General features: G+C 74.9%; 17 protein-coding genes. 9 read left to right on the forward strand and 8 right to left on the reverse strand.

What is annotated here, in order from left to right; all coding sequences use genetic code 11:
- Positions 1-101 precede the first annotated feature (101 nt).
- Genes ACPXCS_RS12270 through ACPXCS_RS12285 form a run of 4 tightly spaced genes read left to right on the forward strand, consistent with a single transcriptional unit; the run spans position 102 to position 4,782 of the window.
- The gene (locus tag ACPXCS_RS12270; protein ID WP_425946572.1) at positions 102-1,244 is read left to right on the forward strand and encodes a polyprenyl synthetase family protein; all 1,143 of its coding nucleotides are present in this window, start codon (positions 102-104) and stop codon (positions 1,242-1,244) included.
- On the forward strand, positions 1,241-2,812 hold the full coding sequence (locus tag ACPXCS_RS12275) for a phytoene desaturase (RefSeq protein ID WP_425946573.1): 1,572 nt from the start codon (positions 1,241-1,243) through the stop codon (positions 2,810-2,812). Before ACPXCS_RS12270 ends, ACPXCS_RS12275 begins: the two co-directional genes overlap by 4 nt.
- Positions 2,799-3,782 (forward strand): phytoene/squalene synthase family protein, encoded by a 984-nt coding sequence (locus tag ACPXCS_RS12280; RefSeq protein WP_425946574.1) that lies wholly within the window; start codon positions 2,799-2,801, stop codon positions 3,780-3,782. Before ACPXCS_RS12275 ends, ACPXCS_RS12280 begins: the two co-directional genes overlap by 14 nt.
- Complete coding sequence (locus ACPXCS_RS12285; RefSeq protein ID WP_425946575.1) at positions 3,775-4,782, forward strand: DUF5914 domain-containing protein; 1,008 nt, start codon at positions 3,775-3,777, stop codon at positions 4,780-4,782. The genes ACPXCS_RS12280 and ACPXCS_RS12285 overlap by 8 nt, the downstream gene beginning before the upstream one ends.
- Before the next feature lie 96 nt (positions 4,783-4,878).
- Here the strand turns inward: ACPXCS_RS12285 and ACPXCS_RS12290 are convergent, their stop codons facing one another.
- The 4 genes from ACPXCS_RS12290 to ACPXCS_RS12305 all read right to left on the reverse strand — a co-directional run bounded on the left by ACPXCS_RS12290 (position 4,879) and on the right by ACPXCS_RS12305 (position 10,340).
- Complete coding sequence (locus ACPXCS_RS12290; protein WP_425946576.1) at positions 4,879-6,447, reverse strand: FAD-dependent oxidoreductase; 1,569 nt, start codon at positions 6,445-6,447, stop codon at positions 4,879-4,881.
- Positions 6,444-7,232, reverse strand: a complete 789-nt coding sequence (locus ACPXCS_RS12295; RefSeq protein ID WP_425946577.1) for a class I SAM-dependent methyltransferase — start codon at positions 7,230-7,232, stop codon at positions 6,444-6,446. The genes ACPXCS_RS12290 and ACPXCS_RS12295 overlap by 4 nt, the downstream gene beginning before the upstream one ends.
- Positions 7,229-8,443: a lycopene cyclase family protein gene (locus ACPXCS_RS12300; RefSeq protein WP_425946578.1), complete on the reverse strand. Its 1,215-nt coding sequence runs from the start codon at positions 8,441-8,443 to the stop codon at positions 7,229-7,231. The genes ACPXCS_RS12295 and ACPXCS_RS12300 overlap by 4 nt, the downstream gene beginning before the upstream one ends.
- A gap of 682 nt (positions 8,444-9,125) precedes the next feature.
- Complete coding sequence (locus ACPXCS_RS12305) at positions 9,126-10,340, reverse strand: MerR family transcriptional regulator (RefSeq protein ID WP_425946579.1); 1,215 nt, start codon at positions 10,338-10,340, stop codon at positions 9,126-9,128.
- 159 nt (positions 10,341-10,499) lie between these two features.
- Between ACPXCS_RS12305 and ACPXCS_RS12310 the strand changes: the two genes are divergently transcribed.
- The 4 genes from ACPXCS_RS12310 to ACPXCS_RS12325 all read left to right on the forward strand — a co-directional run bounded on the left by ACPXCS_RS12310 (position 10,500) and on the right by ACPXCS_RS12325 (position 13,056).
- Positions 10,500-11,108, forward strand: a complete 609-nt coding sequence (locus tag ACPXCS_RS12310) for an RNA polymerase sigma factor (RefSeq protein WP_425946580.1) — start codon at positions 10,500-10,502, stop codon at positions 11,106-11,108.
- 106 nt (positions 11,109-11,214) lie between these two features.
- A complete protein-coding gene (locus ACPXCS_RS12315) occupies positions 11,215-12,051 on the forward strand; it encodes a DUF4397 domain-containing protein (RefSeq protein ID WP_425946581.1) in 837 nt (278 codons plus the stop codon).
- A gap of 226 nt (positions 12,052-12,277) precedes the next feature.
- Positions 12,278-12,706 (forward strand): class F sortase, encoded by a 429-nt coding sequence (locus ACPXCS_RS12320; RefSeq protein WP_425946582.1) that lies wholly within the window; start codon positions 12,278-12,280, stop codon positions 12,704-12,706.
- A complete protein-coding gene (locus ACPXCS_RS12325; RefSeq protein ID WP_425946583.1) occupies positions 12,703-13,056 on the forward strand; it encodes a hypothetical protein in 354 nt (117 codons plus the stop codon). The genes ACPXCS_RS12320 and ACPXCS_RS12325 overlap by 4 nt, the downstream gene beginning before the upstream one ends.
- 11 nt (positions 13,057-13,067) lie before the next feature.
- On the opposite strand, the gene ACPXCS_RS12330 is transcribed toward ACPXCS_RS12325, so the two are convergent.
- The 4 genes from ACPXCS_RS12330 to ychF all read right to left on the reverse strand — a co-directional run bounded on the left by ACPXCS_RS12330 (position 13,068) and on the right by ychF (position 15,418).
- A complete protein-coding gene (locus tag ACPXCS_RS12330) occupies positions 13,068-13,349 on the reverse strand; it encodes a colicin immunity domain-containing protein (protein ID WP_425946584.1) in 282 nt (93 codons plus the stop codon).
- Between the two features lie 5 nt (positions 13,350-13,354).
- Positions 13,355-13,840, reverse strand: coding sequence for a hypothetical protein (locus tag ACPXCS_RS12335; RefSeq protein WP_425946585.1), 486 nt, complete (start codon positions 13,838-13,840; stop codon positions 13,355-13,357).
- Between the two features lie 52 nt (positions 13,841-13,892).
- A complete protein-coding gene (locus ACPXCS_RS12340; protein WP_425946586.1) occupies positions 13,893-14,219 on the reverse strand; it encodes a hypothetical protein in 327 nt (108 codons plus the stop codon).
- Between the two features lie 110 nt (positions 14,220-14,329).
- On the reverse strand, positions 14,330-15,418 hold the full coding sequence (ychF, locus tag ACPXCS_RS12345; protein WP_094058021.1) for a redox-regulated ATPase YchF: 1,089 nt from the start codon (positions 15,416-15,418) through the stop codon (positions 14,330-14,332).
- Positions 15,419-15,588: 170 nt separating this feature from the next.
- Between ychF and ACPXCS_RS12350 the strand changes: the two genes are divergently transcribed.
- Positions 15,589-16,200, forward strand: a complete 612-nt coding sequence (locus tag ACPXCS_RS12350; RefSeq protein ID WP_425946587.1) for a DUF6542 domain-containing protein — start codon at positions 15,589-15,591, stop codon at positions 16,198-16,200.
- Positions 16,201-16,254 lie beyond the last annotated feature (54 nt).

Consider the following 16,254-nt stretch of genomic DNA (forward strand, 5'->3'; position numbering starts at 1 on the left):
AGCCGGTGCGCCCGCGGGACGCCCGGCGCCGGCGCATCCAGGACACCGCCCCCCGCGGAAGCACTGATGTTCGGATGACCGGAAGCGAGAAGGGGCTGCGCATGCTTGGACCGGGGCCGACGACGGCCGCACCGGCGGACACGGACGACACCCCGTGCACCGCCCGTGAGGCCACGATCGCCGTGGAGGGGGTCCTGGAGCGGGTGCTCGACGCGCGGCTGCGGCAGGCCCGTGAGACCGACGCGCTGTTCGCCCACGACATGGCGCGGCGCGTCGCGGCGTTCACCCGGCGCGGGGGCAAGCGGCTGCGGACGGCGTTCGTGTGGTGCGGCTGGCGCGCCGCGGGCGGCACCGGCGACCCGACGGCGGTGCTGCGCCTGGGCGCCGCCCTGGAACTGCTCCAGGCCTGCGCGCTGATCCACGACGACGTGATGGACGGATCGTCCCTGCGCCGGGGCGCTCCCGCGCTGCACGTGGAGTTCGCACGCGGGCACCGGGCCGGCCCGGGCGACGGCTGCGCCGAGGCGTTCGGCACGTCCGCCGCCGTGCTCGCGGGCGATCTGGCCCTGGCCTGGGCCGACGACCTGCTGACGGAGACGGCGTTCGGTGTGCCGCAGGGCCCGCGGCTGTACGCCGAGTGGCGGGAGATGCGCACCGAGATGGTCGCCGGGCAGTACCGCGACCTCAACGCCCAGGCCGGCGGCTCGTCCAGCGCCGAGGAGGCACTGACCATCGCCGTCCTCAAGAGCGCCCTGTACACGGTCGCGCGGCCCCTGGCGCTGGGCGCGGCGCTGGCCGGCGCCGGCTCCGCCACGCTGGGCGCGCTGCGGGCGGCCGGCCGGAGCGCGGGGCTCGCCTTCCAGCTGCGGGACGACCTCCTCGGTGCCTTCGGCGACCCGGCGCGCACCGGGAAGCCCGCGGACGACGACCTGCGCCACCGCAAGCTCACCCCGCTCCTCGCCGTCGCCGTCCGGCTCGCCGGGACCGCCGGTGATCACGACGCCGCCGCCGTGCTCGCCCCGGGCGCGGGCGCACGGGCCGGGCACACCGTCGAGCGGATGCGGGCGGCCCTGGAGCGCACGGGCGCCCGGGCGGAGGTCGAGGCGCGGATCGAGGAACTGGCGGCGGCGGGTCTGCGGCACTTCGAGGCCGTGGCCGCCGGCCCCGATGTGCGGCGGGAGTTCGCCGCCCTGGTCGAGCGGGCCGCGGGCGTCGCCCCGCGCCCCGCCGAGGAGCTCGTATGAGGACCGTGTCGGGGCCGACGGATCACGTCGTCGTGGTGGGAGCGGGCCTGTCCGGCCTGGCCTGCGCCCTGCACCTGCTGGGCGCCGGCCGCCGGGTCACGCTCGTCGAACGGGACTCCGGCCCGGGCGGCCGGGCCGGGCGGGTGCGGATGGGCGGCTACCGGGTGGACACCGGACCGACCGTGCTGACCATGCCCGACCTGGCCGACGAGGCGTTCGCGGCCGTCGGCGACAGCCTCCACCGGCGCGTGGAGCTGACGCCCCTGCACCCCGCCTACCGCGCGGCCTTCGCCGACGGCACCTCGCTCGACGTGCACACCGACGGCGAGGCCATGGAGGCGGAGGTGCGGCGCTTCGCCGGACCGGCCGAGGCGGCGGGCTACCGCAGGCTGCGGCAGTGGCTGGAGCGGCTGTACCGGGCGCAGATGCGGCGTTTCATCGACACCAACTTCGACTCGCCGTTCCAGCTCCTCCACCCCGACCTGGCCCGGCTGGCGGCGCTCGGCGGCTTCGGGCGCCTGGACAGCCGGATCGGCAGCTTCCTCCAGGACGAACGCCTGCGCCGCGTGTTCTCCTTCCAGGCCCTGTACGCCGGAGTCGCCCCGGCCAGGGCGCTGGCGGCCTACGCCGTCATCGCCTACATGGACACCGTCGCCGGGGTCTGGTTCCCCAAGGGCGGCATGCACGCGCTGCCGCGGGCGATGGCCGACGCGGCGGCCGGTGCCGGGGCCGAGCTGCGCTACGGGTCCGAGGTGAGCGCGCTGGAACGCTCCGCCGGGCGGGTGCGGGCCGTGCGCCTCGCCTCGGGTGAGCGCATCCCGTGCGACGCGGTGGTGCTGACCTGCGAACTGTCCACCGCGCACCGCCTGCTGGGCCGGGCCCCGCGCCGCCCGGTGGCGCTGCGGCACTCGCCCTCCGCGGTGATCCTGCACGCGGGAACCGACCGCACCTGGCCGCAACTGGCCCACCACACGCTGTCCTTCGGCGCGGCCTGGGAGAGCACCTTCGACGAACTGACCCGCACGGGATCGCTGATGAGCGACCCGTCCCTGCTGATCACCCGCCCGACGGCGCACGACCCCTCCCTCGCGCCGCCGGGCCGCCACCTGCACTACGTCCTCGCGCCCTGCCCCAACACCGACGTCGGCCCCTCCGCCGCCGCCTGGCGCGAGCTGGGCCCGCGCTACCGCGACAGCCTGGTCGCCGAGCTGGAGCGGCGCGGCCTGGACGGCTTCGCGGACAGCGTCGAGCAGGAACAGCTGGTGACCCCGCTCGACTGGACGGCCCGGGGCCACGCGGCGGGCGGCCCCTTCTCCGTCTCCCACACCTTCGCCCAGACCGGCCCCTTCCGGCCGCGCAACCTGGTCCGCGGGCTGGACAACGTGGTGCTCGCCGGCTGCGGGACCACCCCGGGTGTGGGTGTGCCGACCGTGCTCGTCAGCGGCAAGCTCGCCGCCGCGCGCGTCACCGGCGGCTCGGGACGCCGCGCCGCGCCGGCCCGGCCCCGTCCCGTCGCGCGGACCGTCCCGTCCACCCCGACCGGAGCAGGTGCCCATGACCCGTCGTGAACTGGACGCCGCCGGGATCACCGACCCCGGCCTGCGCGCCGACTACACCCGGTGCCGGCAGCTCAACGCCCGTCACGGCCGCACCTACTTCCTCGCCACGCGCCTGCTGCCGGTGGAGCGGCGCTCGGCCGTGCACGCGCTGTACGGCTTCGCCCGCTGGGCCGACGACATCGTCGACGACCTGGACCGGACCCGCACCCCCGAGGAGCGCGACCTGTCGCTGAAGCGGCTGGAGGGCGATCTCGCGCACGCGCTGCGCAACGGGGGCGGGGACGAGCCCGTGGTGCGGGCGGTGGCCGACACCGCCGAGCGGTACGGCATCGAGGTGGAGCTGTTCGCCGACTTCCTCGCCTCGATGCGCTCCGACCTGACCGTCACCGACTACCCGTCCTACGCCGATCTGCGGGCCTACATGCACGGCTCGGCCGCGGTGATCGGGCTGCAGATGCTGCCCGTGCTCGGCCCGGTCGTCCCGCGCGAGGAGGCCGCGCCGCACGCGGCGGCCCTCGGGGTGGCGTTCCAGCTCACCAACTTCCTGCGGGACGTCGGGGAGGACCTGGACCGCGGCCGGATCTACCTGCCCGCCGACCTGCTCGCCGCGCACGGCGTGGACCGGCCGCTGCTGGAGTGGTCCCGGCGCACCGGGCGCCGGGACCCGCGCATCCGGGCGGCGCTCGTGGCGGCCGAGGCCATGACCCGGGACGTCTACCGGGAGGCCGAGCCGGGCATCGCCATGCTCGATCCGCGGGTGCGCCCCTGCATCGCCACCGCGTTCACGCTGTACGGCGGCATCCTGGACGAGGTGGCACGCGACGACTACACCGTGGTGCACCGCCGCGCGGTGGTGCCCGACCGCCGCAGGGCCGCCGTCGCCGCGGCCGGGCTGCTGAAGGTGGCGGCCGCCCGGTGGCGCCGGGCGCCCGCGGCCTCCCCTGGTTCACTGGAACGGAAAGGACCGTCCCGTGGCTGATCGCGCGGACAAGGCGGGCTGGACGTCGCCGCTGCGGCGGCGCCGCGGCCCGGGCTGGTCGGAGCAGGAGCCGACCTGGCGCGCGGCGCGTCCGGCGCTGATCGCCGACGCGCTGAAACGCGCGTCGGCCCGGCCCTCCGGGAACTGGTTCGTCGTCGGCGCCTCCCGCACCGTACGTCCGGGCAGGCCCTACGGCAGGACCGTCGGCGGCGTCGAAGTGGTGCTGTGGCGCGCGGAGTCGGGCGAGCTGCGCGCCGGCCCCGGGGCCTGCCCGCACCTGGGCGCCCCGCTGCGGGACAGCCGGGTGGTGTGCGGCACGCTGGTGTGCCACTGGCACGGACTGGCCCTCGACGGCGGCTCCCCGTTCGCCGGCTGGCAGCCGTACCCCGTCCACGACGACGGGGTGCTGGTGTGGGTGCGGCTGGACGGGGTCGGCGGCGAGGAGCCGTCGGAGCGCCCCGTGGTGCCGCAGCGCCCCGCGCCTGACGGCGGGGTGGACGCGGTGTTCACGGCGATCGGGCGGTGCGAACCGCAGGACGTCGTGGCCAACCGGCTCGACCCGTGGCACGGGTCCTGGTTCCACCCGTACTCCTTCGTCGACCTGACGGTCGCCCGCGAACCGCGGGGCGAGGAGGACGACAGCTTCGTCGTCGACGTGTCGTTCCGGGTGGCGGGCCGGCTGGTCGTGCCGGTGCGCGCCGAGTTCACCGCGCCGGAACCGCGCACCGTCCTCATGCGCATCACCGACGGCGAGGGCGCCACCTCCGTGGTGGAGACGCACGCCACGCCCCTGACCTCGGCGGCCGACGCGCACCCGCGCACGGCGGTGGTCGAGGCCGTGATCGCCACCTCGGACCGGCGCGGCTTCGCCCTGGCCCGGGCCGCCGCGCCCGCGCTGCGCCCCCTGATGCGGTACACCGCCGGGCGGCTGTGGCGCGACGACCTCGCCTACGCCGAGCGGCGCTGGACGCTGCGCAGCACCGGCCGCTTCCCCGGCTGAGACACCCCCGATCGGCCCCGCCCCGTCCGTCACGGCCTCGACGGCGGGGCGGGGTCCTGTGCGGTGCCGGTCAGGCCCGGTGGCGGTACGGCGACGTCACGGGCGGCGTCCCGCGAGGGCGTTGAGACCCCGCAGGGCCGGGGAGCGTCCGGCGCGCGGCACGGTCCACAGCACCTGGCCGCGCACGCCCCACCCCGCGAGCAGGGCGTTGGACGCCAGGAAGCCGGTGGTGGCGGCCCGTTCCATCAGGGCCACGGGAAGGTCGCAGCGGATCCCGTCGCCGGCCAGCGTCAGCCACGGGTGCGGGGTCGTGACGGCGGGGCGCCGGTGGTGGGTGCCGACCGGGAAGTGCGGGCAGTCCGCGCGCCATTCGTGCCGGACGTCCACGATCCGCGCCTCGCGGGTCTCGGGGTAGACCCGCCACAGCTGTTCGAGCAGCTCGTCCTGGACGGTCTCCCGGTGGGAGCCCTCCGGGACGGCGTAGGCGTGCAGCTCCACGACCGATCCGGTGTGCTTCGCGGCCCAGCCGGCCGCCTCGCCCTCGTAGCGCTCCAGGACGCTGATGTTGTCCAGACCGCCGTAGCCGCTGGTGCCGAGGAAGCCGGGGCGGTCGGCGTGGACCGGCCGGTCGAGCCAGTACCGGGAGACGAGGAAGGGCGGGGCGGTGCGCAGGGCGGCGACGTCGTCGCGCCACTCCCCGCTGCCCAGACCGGGCGAGCCGGCGACGACCTGCCGCAGCCCCGTGGTGTCCAGGGCGAGCACCACGGCGTCGTACCGCTCGCTGCCGGCGTCGGTGCGCACCTCGGCTCCCCGGGTGCCGGCGGGGGTGACGCCCTCGACGGCGACTGCGGTGCGCAGGTCCGCGCCGAGCCGCTGGAGGTACTCCCCGAGCGGCTCCCACAGGGCCTGCGGGAAGGGTTCGTCGGGCACGTCGAACAGCAGGCCCTCCGCCGAGCCGAGGAAGTAGATGTGGAACATCAGCATCAGCTCGGCGGCGGACAGCTCGCGCGGGTCGGCGAAGAAACTGCGGGAGAACACCTCGAAGGCCAGGTGGTGCGCGGCCTCGGGAAAGCGGACGCCGGCCAGGAAGCCGGCCGCGCTGACCGAGTCGAACCGCTCGTAGACCTCCGGCACCCTGACGTCCAGCAGCGGCAGCGCCGCCCGGGCGTCCAGCGCGCCGAGGTCGCGCCAGCCGAAGGTGGGGCTGAGGGCGACGAAACCGAGGGCGCTGAGGGGCGGGGTGCGCGGGACGCGGGCGAAGCTGTCGGTCAGGCCGCCGCTGTGCCGCAGGGGATAGTCGGCCAGCGGGGTGAGGCGTGCGAGGGCCGGATCGGTCCGCCGCAGCAGGCCGCGCAGGTTGTAGTACTGGCGGAAGAAGGCGTGGAAGCCGCGGCTCATGGTCACGACCGAGCCGTCCGCGAGTTCGGTGCGGTGGCCGGCGAGGCGTCCGCCCAGGGAGTCCTCGCGTTCGTAGAGGGTGACCCGGGCACCGCGTTCGGCCAGTCCGGTGGCCGCGGCCAGGCCGGCGATGCCGCCGCCCACCACGGCGACCGAGGGCGCGTCCCGGTGCCCGAAACCGTCCCGGCCGGGGGCGGGCATCAGCACCTCGGCCTTGCGGTCCCGGCCGCGCCGGGCGGGGGCGGTGCGGGGGGTGCGGGTGCTCATCGGCCGGCCTCCGCGGCGGACGCGGGCCGCGCGAGCGTCCCGGTGAGCGTCTGCCCGGCCGCCTCCGGGACCGCCGGCGTGGAGGCGTTGCGGGCAACGAAGGTGTGGGTGATGCCGGTCTGCCATCCGGCCAGCGGAAGGGCGCGCGCGTCGGCGAACCCGGCGCGGGTGAGCCGGCCGGTGAACTCGTGCGCGGTGTCGAAGTCGAGGACGCTGCGCCACAGGTGGTGGTACAGGTCCCGGTCGCCGGTGAGGGTGCCCGCGGGGATGACCAGCCCCTGGCACACGGCGGTCCACAGCGCGCGGTGGGCCGGGGAGCCGCCCAGGCTGTACTCGTGGACGGCGAGCCGCCCGCCCGGCCGCAGCAGGGTCCGTACGGTGTGCAGGACGCCGTCGGGGTCGGTGACGTTGCGGAACAGGTAGGCAGCGAAGACCGCGTCGAAGGGGCCTTCGGCCGCCGTCGCGAGTTCCTCGGCGCTCAGGTGCAGGAACCGCACGCTGTCGGGCCACGGCTTGGCCAGCGCCTGCCGCAGCATGCCGGAGGAGGCGTCGACGGCGGTGATCCGGGCGCGGGGCGCGACGCGCAGCAGGGCCCGGGTGGAGGCGCCGGTGCCGCACCCGAGGTCGAGGACGTGCAGCCCGGCCCCGTCCCGGGGCAGCCGCAGCCGGCGGGCAGAGCGCAGCAGGTCGGTGCGGTAACCGGGGTTGAGGGCCGTGAGCCGGTCGTAGGTGCGGGACGCGTGGTCGAAGGCGTGGGCCAGGTCGTGGTCGCGCAACAGGGTCATCGAGGGCTCTCTCCGGTTCGGGGGACGGGGTGGGCGCGGCGGGGCAGGAAGGGCACCTCGAGCGTGGTGCGGAGCATCGGGCCCACGGGGGTGCGCAGTCCGATGCCCCACTCCTCGCGGAACGAGGTGGCGCCGTCCAGGAAGCGCAGCAGACGGTGTGCCGGGGTCCGGCGGAACAGGTCGGTGAAGAAGGCGGGGCCGTCGATGCGGCCGGTGTCCAGGGCCCTGAGCAGGACGGCGTCCATGAACAGGGCCCGCCGCCCGTGGGGCGGGAGCACGGTGGTGCGGCCGTCCCGCAGGGCGGCGGCGACGGCCCGGCTGTGCCGCTGTACGGCGGCGAAGGTGTACCCGGTGGCGGGGCGGGTGGCGCCGCCCGCGGTGCCGATCCGGAAGACGGCCTCCCCCGCCCGCTGGGGGAAGCGGGCGTCGGTCATGGGGATGACGCCCTGCTCGGCGGACTCGACGGTGAACGCGCCGAGGCCGAGGACCTCGCGGGCGTAGTGGCCGAGGGCCGTCTCGTACGCCTCGGTGGTCAGCGGGGCGCGGGAGAACTCGGTGTACTCGACGAGCGCCTGGCCGGGGGTGAGCGGAAGGACGTAGCCGAAGGCCAGGCCGTGCGTCGGCTGGGGCACCCGGAAGTCCATCAGGTCGGCGATCGTGGGATCGAACCGGTCGGTGTCCGTGCGCACGAACCAGCCGCGGAAGTGCTGCAGCAGTTGGGTCCGGGCCGGCGGCAGCGCGGGCAGCGGCCGTGAGTCGAACACGCGCCGGGCGCGCAGGGTGAGCGTCCCGCCGTCGGCTGCGGTGCAGCGCACCTCCGCGCCCCCGGGCACGTCGCGCACCGTCCGGGCCGTGGCGCGCAGCAGGCGCCCGCGGGACGAGCGCGCCAGCCGCGCGTGCACCAGCCGTTCGAACGCCCCGGACCGCACCATGCGGTACCGCGCGGGGGCCGGGTCGACGGTGAGGGCCTCCCCGTCGGAGCCGTGCACCCGCAGCAGGGGCCAGTCGGCGGCGACGGCGTCGCCGAGGTCGTCGTCGCCCTCGCTCCAGAAGCACCACGTGCGCTCCGCCGGGCGCGCGGGCCCGTCCGGCGGCTCCACGACGGTCACGGTGGCCGACGTGGTCCCGAGCAGCCGGTCCGCGAGACTGAGTCCGGCGGCACCGCCCCCGACGATCACCACGTCGGCCGCGCCGCCGGGCCCGGCGCTCACCGGCCCCAGCCCCGGCCGCCCCACCCTCCGCACGTCCGGACTCCGGACACCCGGGCCAGGGCCCTCGGCATCCGGGCTCGGACTCCGCCCGTGCAGAGCCGGACTTCCGGCGTGCGGGGCCGGACTCCGGGCGTCCTGGGCCAGTCTCCCGGCATACGGGGCCGGACTCCGAGCACAGGGGCCGCCGCCCCGGGCACCCGGGCCCGCACTCCGCGCGTACGGAGACAGACTCCCGGCATACGGGGCGGGACTCCGGGCACGGGGGCCGCCCCCGCGTGCCCGCGGGCCAGCATTCCGCGCGTACGGGGCCAGGCTCCCGGCGTGCGGGGCCGGACTCCGGGCGTGCAGGGCCAGGCTCGGGGCGTGCGGGGCCGGACTCCGGCCGCGGAGGCCGACGCCCCTGCCTCGGAGGCCGCCGCACCTGCCTCGGAGGCCGCCGCACCTGGCACCCGGGCCCGCCGGCCCCTCGTGCGCCCCGGGCCGGCGACGCGGCGGTTCCGGTCGCCGTCGGTGGCCGCCGGGACACGCGTGCCGATCACCACCACACCCCCTCTCCCGGCCGTCCGGACATACCCGCCGATCATTACCACACCCCGTTCCCGGCCACCGGGAGGACATACGCGCCGCCCGTGCCGCGGCGTCGCTCCACCCCGCGCACGGGCCGACGAGTTGATCAGTTCGTTCACCCTTCCGGCCGCAGGGGGTGTTCGGATGCGCCGGCCCGCGGCTGCTGCGAGACGACCGACTCCACCAGTCCGACGGCCTCGGCCAGCCCGGCCGGGCGCGGCAGCCCCGGCACGGACCGGCCGCCGGCCCAGCCGGGCCCGATCGTCAGGACGACCGGCTTGCGGCGGGCACCGCGCACCCCCCATTCCATCGCGGCGACGTGCTGAGCCAGCGGACGACTGGCCGTGCCGCGCGACTGCGCCCACAGCGCCACCGCGGCCGGTCCGGTCCTGCGCACGGCCGTGACGAGGGACTCGACGGGCAGGGCGCCGCCGAACATCCGCACCGGCAGGCCCCGTTCGGCGAGGGCGGCGGCCAGCACCTCCAGCGGCAGCGTGTGGTGCTCCCCGGGTACGCACGCGAGCACCGTGACGGCGCCCGGGCGGTCGGTGACCGGGCCGGGGGTGCTGCGCCGCAGCGCGCCGGAGACGTGCCAGGACAGAAAGTGCTCGACCTCGACGTACTTCTCCCCCGAGCTCTCCCACTTGCGGCCCACCGCCTGGAGCGTCGGCATGATCACCTCGGTCCAGGCGGCGATCAGCCCGTGCTCGTCGATCGCGGAGCGGAGCAGGTCGTCCAGCGCGGCGGCGTCCAGGCGCAGGGCGGCCCGCGCGATGCCCTTGCACTCCTGGCGCACGTCGCCCAGACGCAGCCCGCTGCCGGCGCGGCTGCGGGCCCGTCCGCGGGCGGGACGGCCCGGGGGCGCGGCGGCGGGAGCCGCCGGGACCGCTTCCGGGGAGGTCCCGGCGGAGCGCCCGTCCGGGCCCGGATCCGAAGCCGCCGCGGGGAGCCCGTCCCGGCCCGCCCGTGACACCGTCGCGGCGGGCGACCCGTCCGGACCGGCTCCGGCGACCGCACCGGCACTGGTCCCGGCGGCCGGGTCCTCCTCCGGGACGGACTCCTCCCGCACCATGCGCGCCGCCTCGGCGGGCGGTATCCCGGTCGCCGTCAGCGCGCACATCCGCTCCAGCCGGGCCACGTCCCCGGCGGTCCACCTCCGGTGCCGGCCGCCGGTGTGCGCGTCGGGGCCGAGGCCGTAGCGGCGGTCCCAGGTGCGGACCGTCGTGGGTGCCACCCCCAGCCGCCGGGCGACCTCGCCCGTGGTCAGACCGCCGCCGGCCTGCGCGGCGCCGATCGGCACGCTCTGTCCGTCCCGTTCCTGTGCAGCCATGCCCCCACTGTACGACGCACAAACGACGCATGTTGCTGTGCGTCGTTTGTGCGCCGAACACTGGGCGCACAGCGCAGGGGCGCCGCTCCCACAGCGCGACCGGTGCGGTTCGGCAAACGGTCTTCCGTCCCGCACGACGCCGGCAGGAGGAACCAGGCCATGATCACCAACACGCGACTCACCGCCCTCGCCCCGCCTGTGGAGGAGACGCGGTACGAGGAGGAGCTGGCCCGTGGCCTCCTCGCCGCCGACGAGGAGGCGTTCGCCGCGATCTACCACCGCTGGGGCTCGCTCGTCCACACCATGGCCACCCGGCTGCTGGGCGACACCCACGAGGCGGAGGACGTCACCCAGCAGGTCTTCCTCGGCGCCTGGCGCGGCCGGGCAGGTTTCCACCCGGAACGGGGGCCGCTCGGCGCCTGGCTGGTCGGCATCACCCGCCGCAAGATCGTCGACGCGCTGGCGGCCCGGACCAGGCGCCTGACGCTCATCGACTCGGCCGCCCACCAGGCCGACCCCGACCCGGGGTACGGCGACACGGCACCGGACCGCGTCCTGGACCGGGTGCTGCTCGTCGACGCGCTGTCCCGGCTGCCGCGCCCCCAGCGCGAGGTGCTCTGCATGGCCTTCTACGAGGACCTCACGCAGGCCCAGATCGCGGAACGCACCGGTCTGCCCCTGGGCACGGTCAAGAGCCACGCCCGCCGCGGCCTGCACCGTCTGCGCGTGGTGATCGAGCAGTCCGCGGCCTCCGGCCCCGGCGCGTGAAAACAGACGCGAGCGCACCCGCTCGCGCATCCAAGGGGGCCATCACCCCCGAAACGGGACCGAGACTCCGCACCGTACGGAGGCTCCTTCTGAAGGGATGATCCCCATGAACTCCCGACTCCACCTCGCCGTAGCAGCCTCCGCAGGCGCCTGCGCCCTGGCCCTCGGCGCGGCCGCCCCGGCCCTCGCCGACCAGCAGCAGGACAAGGCCATGGTGTCCGTCTTCCACGGCATCCCCGGACTGACCGTGGACGTGTACGCCAACGGCACCGAACTGCTCAGCGACTTCAAGCCCGGCACGGTCACGGACCCGCAGTCCCTGGACGCCGGCACGTACGACATCAAGATCTTCGAAGCGGGCAAGGGCCCGGAGGGCACGCCGGCGCTGGAGAAGAAGGTCGAGGTGCCCGAGGGCGGGAACGCCACGGTCGCCGCGCACCTCTCCGCCGACGGCAAGCCCCAGCTCACGGCCTTCACCAACGACGTCTCCGAGGTCGGCGCCGGCAAGTCGCGCCTGACGGTCCGCCATGTCGCGGCCGCTCCCGCGGTGGACGTCCGGGCCGGCGGTCAGCCCGTCTTCACCGACCTGACCAACCCGAAGGAGGACACCGCCGAGGTCGACGCCGGCTCGGTCAACGCCGATGTGGTGCTGGCCGGCACGGACACCGTGGCCATAGGCCCGGCCGACCTCTCCCTGAAGGAGGGCACCAGCAACGTCGTCTACGCCTGGGGCAGCGCCGAGGACAAGAACCTGGCTCTGGCGACCCAGTCGTTCAGCGGCATGGCCTCGGCCCCCCGCGGCGTCGACGCGGGCGGCAGCGGTGCGGCCGTCACCCCGAACTCCTCCGACACCGCCACCTGGCCCGCCTGGGCCGCCGCGGCCGGAGTGATCACGGTGACGGGCGTTCTGACGGCCCGCCGGTTCGCCGGCCGGCGTGGGTGACGGCAGGCGACGGCGCCCGGGCCCGGTTCTGGCGGCTGCCGCACTGGCAGCCGCCGTCGGCGTCGCGGGACCGCCGCCCGACCGGACGGGGCCGCCACGGGACTTCGCGGCGGCCCCGGTGGAACGTGCCGCGCCGGCCGCGTCACGGCCCGCCGAAGCGTCCCGGAACCCACCGCCACCCGCCGCGGCGGACGAACCGCCGCCCCGGCGGGTCGTGGTCGACGACGTGGACCTCGACGCGCGCGTCATCCCCGTCGGGGTGACGAAGAAGGGCGACATGACCGTCCCCGAAGACCCGGCCACAGCCGGCTGGTACCGCTACGGCCCGGCTCCCGGCAGCGATCGGGGCTCCGCCGTCCTGGTCGGCCATGTCGACACGGACTCCGGCGACCTCGGCGAGTTCGCCGCCCTGTACGACGTGCGGCGAGGCCAGCGGGTGGAGGTGAGCCGGGACGGCGGGCAGCCGGTGCGCTACCGGATCGTCTCCCGCGTCACGGTCCCCAAGGCCGAACTGCCCGACTCGGCGTTCCGCCGCTCGGGCTCCCCGGCCCTCACCCTCATCACCTGCGCGCCCCCGTTCGTCCCCGAGCGGGGCGGCTACCTCTCCAACCTCGTCGTGACGGCGGAGCCCATCGAGTCCGGGAGGCCGCAGTGACCCACGTGGACCCGGCCCACCTGGTCGAACTGGCCCTGGGCAACGCCACCCCGACCCCGGCCGACACCGCCGCCCTGAACCACGTCGCCGAGTGCGCCCGCTGCCGCGACGAGCTGCACACGATGACCCGTGTGGTGGAAGCGGCCCGCACGGCGGAGCTGGTCGACCTGCCGGCCGCACCCCCGGAGCACGTCTGGCGCCGCATCACCCGGGACCTGGCCGGGGAGACGCCCCCACCCGAGGGCCCCCGGCAGGCCCCGGACCACAGGAAGCGAACGGCCCTCACCGTGCTGGCCCTGGCGGCGGCCGCCGCGATCGCGGCCGCGCGCTGCTCCCGGCACCGGCGCTGACGCAGACGTGGTCACAGCCCCCGACAGGCCCCGAGGAAGACCCGCGCCCCGGCGAGCAGCTCGGCCTCCGTCACGTCTCCGGGCTCCCGCGCCGCCACATCCGCCACGAAGTCCTCGACGACGTAGAACAACTCGTTGAGGACACCGAAGCATTGGTCGGAAACATCCCGCAGCCCACGGAACTCACCCCAGAACCGCGACTCGAACTCCAGCGCGCCGATCCGCCCGGAGACGAAGGACTCGGCCAGGGCCACGTAGGGCGCGAGTGCACGCGCATCGGCCGGGGACACCATGGCGGTCAGACACCCGCCCTCTCCCGCAGGGAAGCCATCGCCGGGTTCCGGGTCAGCGCCGGATGGTGACGTTCGAGGTACTCCACACCCTCGGTGATGAATGACCGGACCCGGGACACGTATGCGTCCAGCGAGCAGCTGGGAGGTGGCGTCGGAACGCCGCGCGTGGAGGTGAACTGCACCTGGTCGCCCGCGAGTGCGAGCCGGATGACGTAACTGTTCTCCGTGAAATCGATCTCTGCCGCCCCCACGGAGCTCAGACTTTCCAGCGAGTGCCCCAGCGTGAACATGATGTCGATCAACGGAAGCCGGGCGGCCGAAAGGAACGCGTGACCGTCCACGGTGAAGTCGACCGGGTACTCGAAGAACCCGTAGCGCAAATCTGTCGCACTCAGAGACGCCAAGTCGATCCGGCCGGCCTCCCACGCCTTCTCCCAACCGGACCCGATATCGCTGCGACTGTCGGGCGTGAAATCGATCTTTGGGAGCATTTGTCAGTGTTCCTTGTGAGGTCCGGTTCGCGGGGTGCTGCCGTCGGTGTACCTACAGTCCGCGACCGAGAGGTACGGGTAGACCTGGATCCGGGTCACGCGGCGGCCACTCCAGGGTGAGGGCATGACCGTCGCTGCCATCAATGCGGACCCGGCTGCACTCACGCGAGTCGCGCGGTTCGTCCCCGCCGTCCGCCGGCGTCGGCTCCACGCCGTCGACTTCGAAGTCGGACAGCTCGGTCCAGACCGGAAGCCGGTGGTCGTCCCGTACGAGGACCATGAGCCGGCCCTCGTAACGCGAGATACCCAGGACGCCGTAGCTGCGGCCCGCGGTGAACGAGGAGTCGCCGTCCGCGAGCTTTCCGCGACGAACGATCATGGCGACTGACTTGGGCGTGCAGTCATTCGACTTCACTGGTCCGGGGATGGTGGACGCGTCAAGCCGAAGCAACACACCCTGAGCCGTCCTGACGCGCGCCAGTGCAACGGTCACACGTTGAAGCGGAACTCCACCACGTCCCCGTCCTGCATGACGTAGTCCTTGCCCTCCATGCGTGCCTTGCCCTTCGCGCGGGCCTCCGCCACCGAGCCCGTCTCCACCAGGTCGTCGAAGGAGATGACCTCCGCCTTGATGAAGCCCTTCTGGAAGTCCGTGTGGATGACGCCGGCGGCCTCGGGGGCCGTGGCGCCCTTCTTGATCGTCCAGGCGCGGGATTCCTTGGGGCCGGCCGTGAGGTACGTCTGCAGGCCGAGCGTGCGGAAGCCGACGTGGGCGAGCGTGGCGAGGCCGGGCTCCTCCTGGCCGACGGACTGGAGGAGCTCCAGGGCCTCGTCCTCGTCGAGCTCGGCGAGGTCCGCCTCCAGCTTGGCGTTGAGGAAGATCGCCTCGGCCGGGGCGACCAGGGCGCGCTGCTCGTTCTTGAAGTCCTCGTCGGTCAGCTCGTCCTCGTCGACGTTGAAGACGTAGAGGAACGGCTTGGTGGTGAGCAGGTGCAGGTCGTGCAGGAGCTCCGCCCGCTCGGTCCCCTGGACGATGCCCTGGGAGAAGAGGGTGTCGCCCTTCTCCAGAATCTCCTTGGCCTCCTCGACGGCCTTGACCTTCGGCGCGATGTCCTTCTTGATCCGCGATTCCTTCTGCAGGCGCGGCAGGACCTTCTCGATGGTCTGCAGGTCCGCGAGGATCAGCTCGGTGTTGATCGTCTCGATGTCGTCCTTGGGCGAGACCTTGCCGTCGACGTGCACGACGTTCTCGTCCTTGAAGGCACGGATGACCTGGCAGATCGCGTCGGACTCGCGGATGTTCGCCAGGAACTTGTTGCCCAGGCCCTCACCCTCGGAGGCACCGCGCACGATGCCCGCGATGTCGACGAAGTCCACGGTGGCGGGCAGGACCCGCTGGGAGGAGAAGATCTCGGCCAGCTTCGTCAACCGGGGGTCGGGGACGCCGACGACCCCGACGTTGGGCTCGATCGTGGCGAACGGGTAGTTGGCCGCCAGCACGTCGTTCTTGGTCAGGGCGTTGAAGAGGGTCGACTTGCCGACGTTGGGCAGGCCGACGATTCCGATCGTGAGCGACACGTTGCGACTTCCCGTGAGTGGAGAGACCAGAGGGCCAGGGGACCGGCCGATCCACCAGTCTACGGCGTGCCCGGGGCCACCCCGGGCGACCTCTCGAACGCTTGGCCAAGCCTCGTCCTACGGCGTGTCTGACGGCCTATTCGGCATATTGAACGACCTAAGTTGGTGCGGTGGAGCAATACAGGACGCGACCTGCCCAGTACGGAACGCGACGCGACCGGCCGAGGCCACCCCTGCCACCGCAGGTGAAACGGGGTGCGCAGGGCGCGGCCGCGCGCCCTGCCCGGCCACCGGGGCCGCAGCGCCGTCCGACGCCGGTGCGGCGGCCCGCGCCCGCACCGGCGGCCCCCGCGGGGCGGCTGCCGAACCCGCGGCTGACCGGACTGGGCAGCGGGTTGTTCTGCGCGGTGGCGATGTTCCTGCTGGGCGCGCTGTGCGCCGCGCTGTTCGGGGCGTCCCTGACGGCGTACGGCGTGCTGTTCCTGCCGGTGTGCGTCCTGACCGCCCTCTGGGTGCGCCCGGGGGACCTGATGACCGCGCCCGTGGTCGTGCCGATCGCGTTCGCCGCGGGGCTGCTGCCGGTGGCCGAGGGCGACGGCGGGAGCCGGCTGATGGGGCTGGTGACGGCGCTCGCCACCCAGGCCGGATGGCTGTACGGGGGGACGCTCGTCGCCGGCCTGATCGTGATCGCCCGGCGGATCCGGCTGGTGCGCCGCAGGCGGGCGGCAGCAGCGGCGGCGGCCGCCGGAAGCCGTCCGCCGCTGCAGGCCGCGCGCTCCTGATGCGGCGGGAGCACACCGCAGGCCGTGGCGGAGGCCGCGTCCGCCGACGGGCCG

The sequence above is a fragment of the Streptomyces sp. DT190 genome (genome assembly GCF_049846985.1).
GTDB lineage: Bacteria > Actinomycetota > Actinomycetes > Streptomycetales > Streptomycetaceae > Streptomyces.

Bases quoted from the DNA above. Each gene is read 5' to 3' on its own strand.
- ACPXCS_RS12275 (WP_425946573.1), top strand. From the start codon at position 1,241: ATGAGGACCGTGTCGGGGCCGACGGATCACGTCGTCGTGGTGGGAGCG.
- ACPXCS_RS12335 (WP_425946585.1), bottom strand. From the start codon at position 13,840: ATGCTCCCAAAGATCGATTTCACGCCCGACAGTCGCAGCGATATCGGG.
- ACPXCS_RS12290 (WP_425946576.1), bottom strand. From the start codon at position 6,447: ATGAGCACCCGCACCCCCCGCACCGCCCCCGCCCGGCGCGGCCGGGAC.
- ACPXCS_RS12340 (WP_425946586.1), bottom strand. From the start codon at position 14,219: ATGATCGTTCGTCGCGGAAAGCTCGCGGACGGCGACTCCTCGTTCACC.
- ACPXCS_RS12310 (WP_425946580.1), top strand. From the start codon at position 10,500: ATGATCACCAACACGCGACTCACCGCCCTCGCCCCGCCTGTGGAGGAG.
- ACPXCS_RS12295 (WP_425946577.1), bottom strand. From the start codon at position 7,232: ATGACCCTGTTGCGCGACCACGACCTGGCCCACGCCTTCGACCACGCG.
- ACPXCS_RS12330 (WP_425946584.1), bottom strand. From the start codon at position 13,349: ATGGTGTCCCCGGCCGATGCGCGTGCACTCGCGCCCTACGTGGCCCTG.
- ACPXCS_RS12305 (WP_425946579.1), bottom strand. From the start codon at position 10,340: ATGGCTGCACAGGAACGGGACGGACAGAGCGTGCCGATCGGCGCCGCG.
- ACPXCS_RS12270 (WP_425946572.1), top strand. From the start codon at position 102: ATGCTTGGACCGGGGCCGACGACGGCCGCACCGGCGGACACGGACGAC.
- ACPXCS_RS12280 (WP_425946574.1), top strand. From the start codon at position 2,799: ATGACCCGTCGTGAACTGGACGCCGCCGGGATCACCGACCCCGGCCTG.
- ACPXCS_RS12315 (WP_425946581.1), top strand. From the start codon at position 11,215: ATGAACTCCCGACTCCACCTCGCCGTAGCAGCCTCCGCAGGCGCCTGC.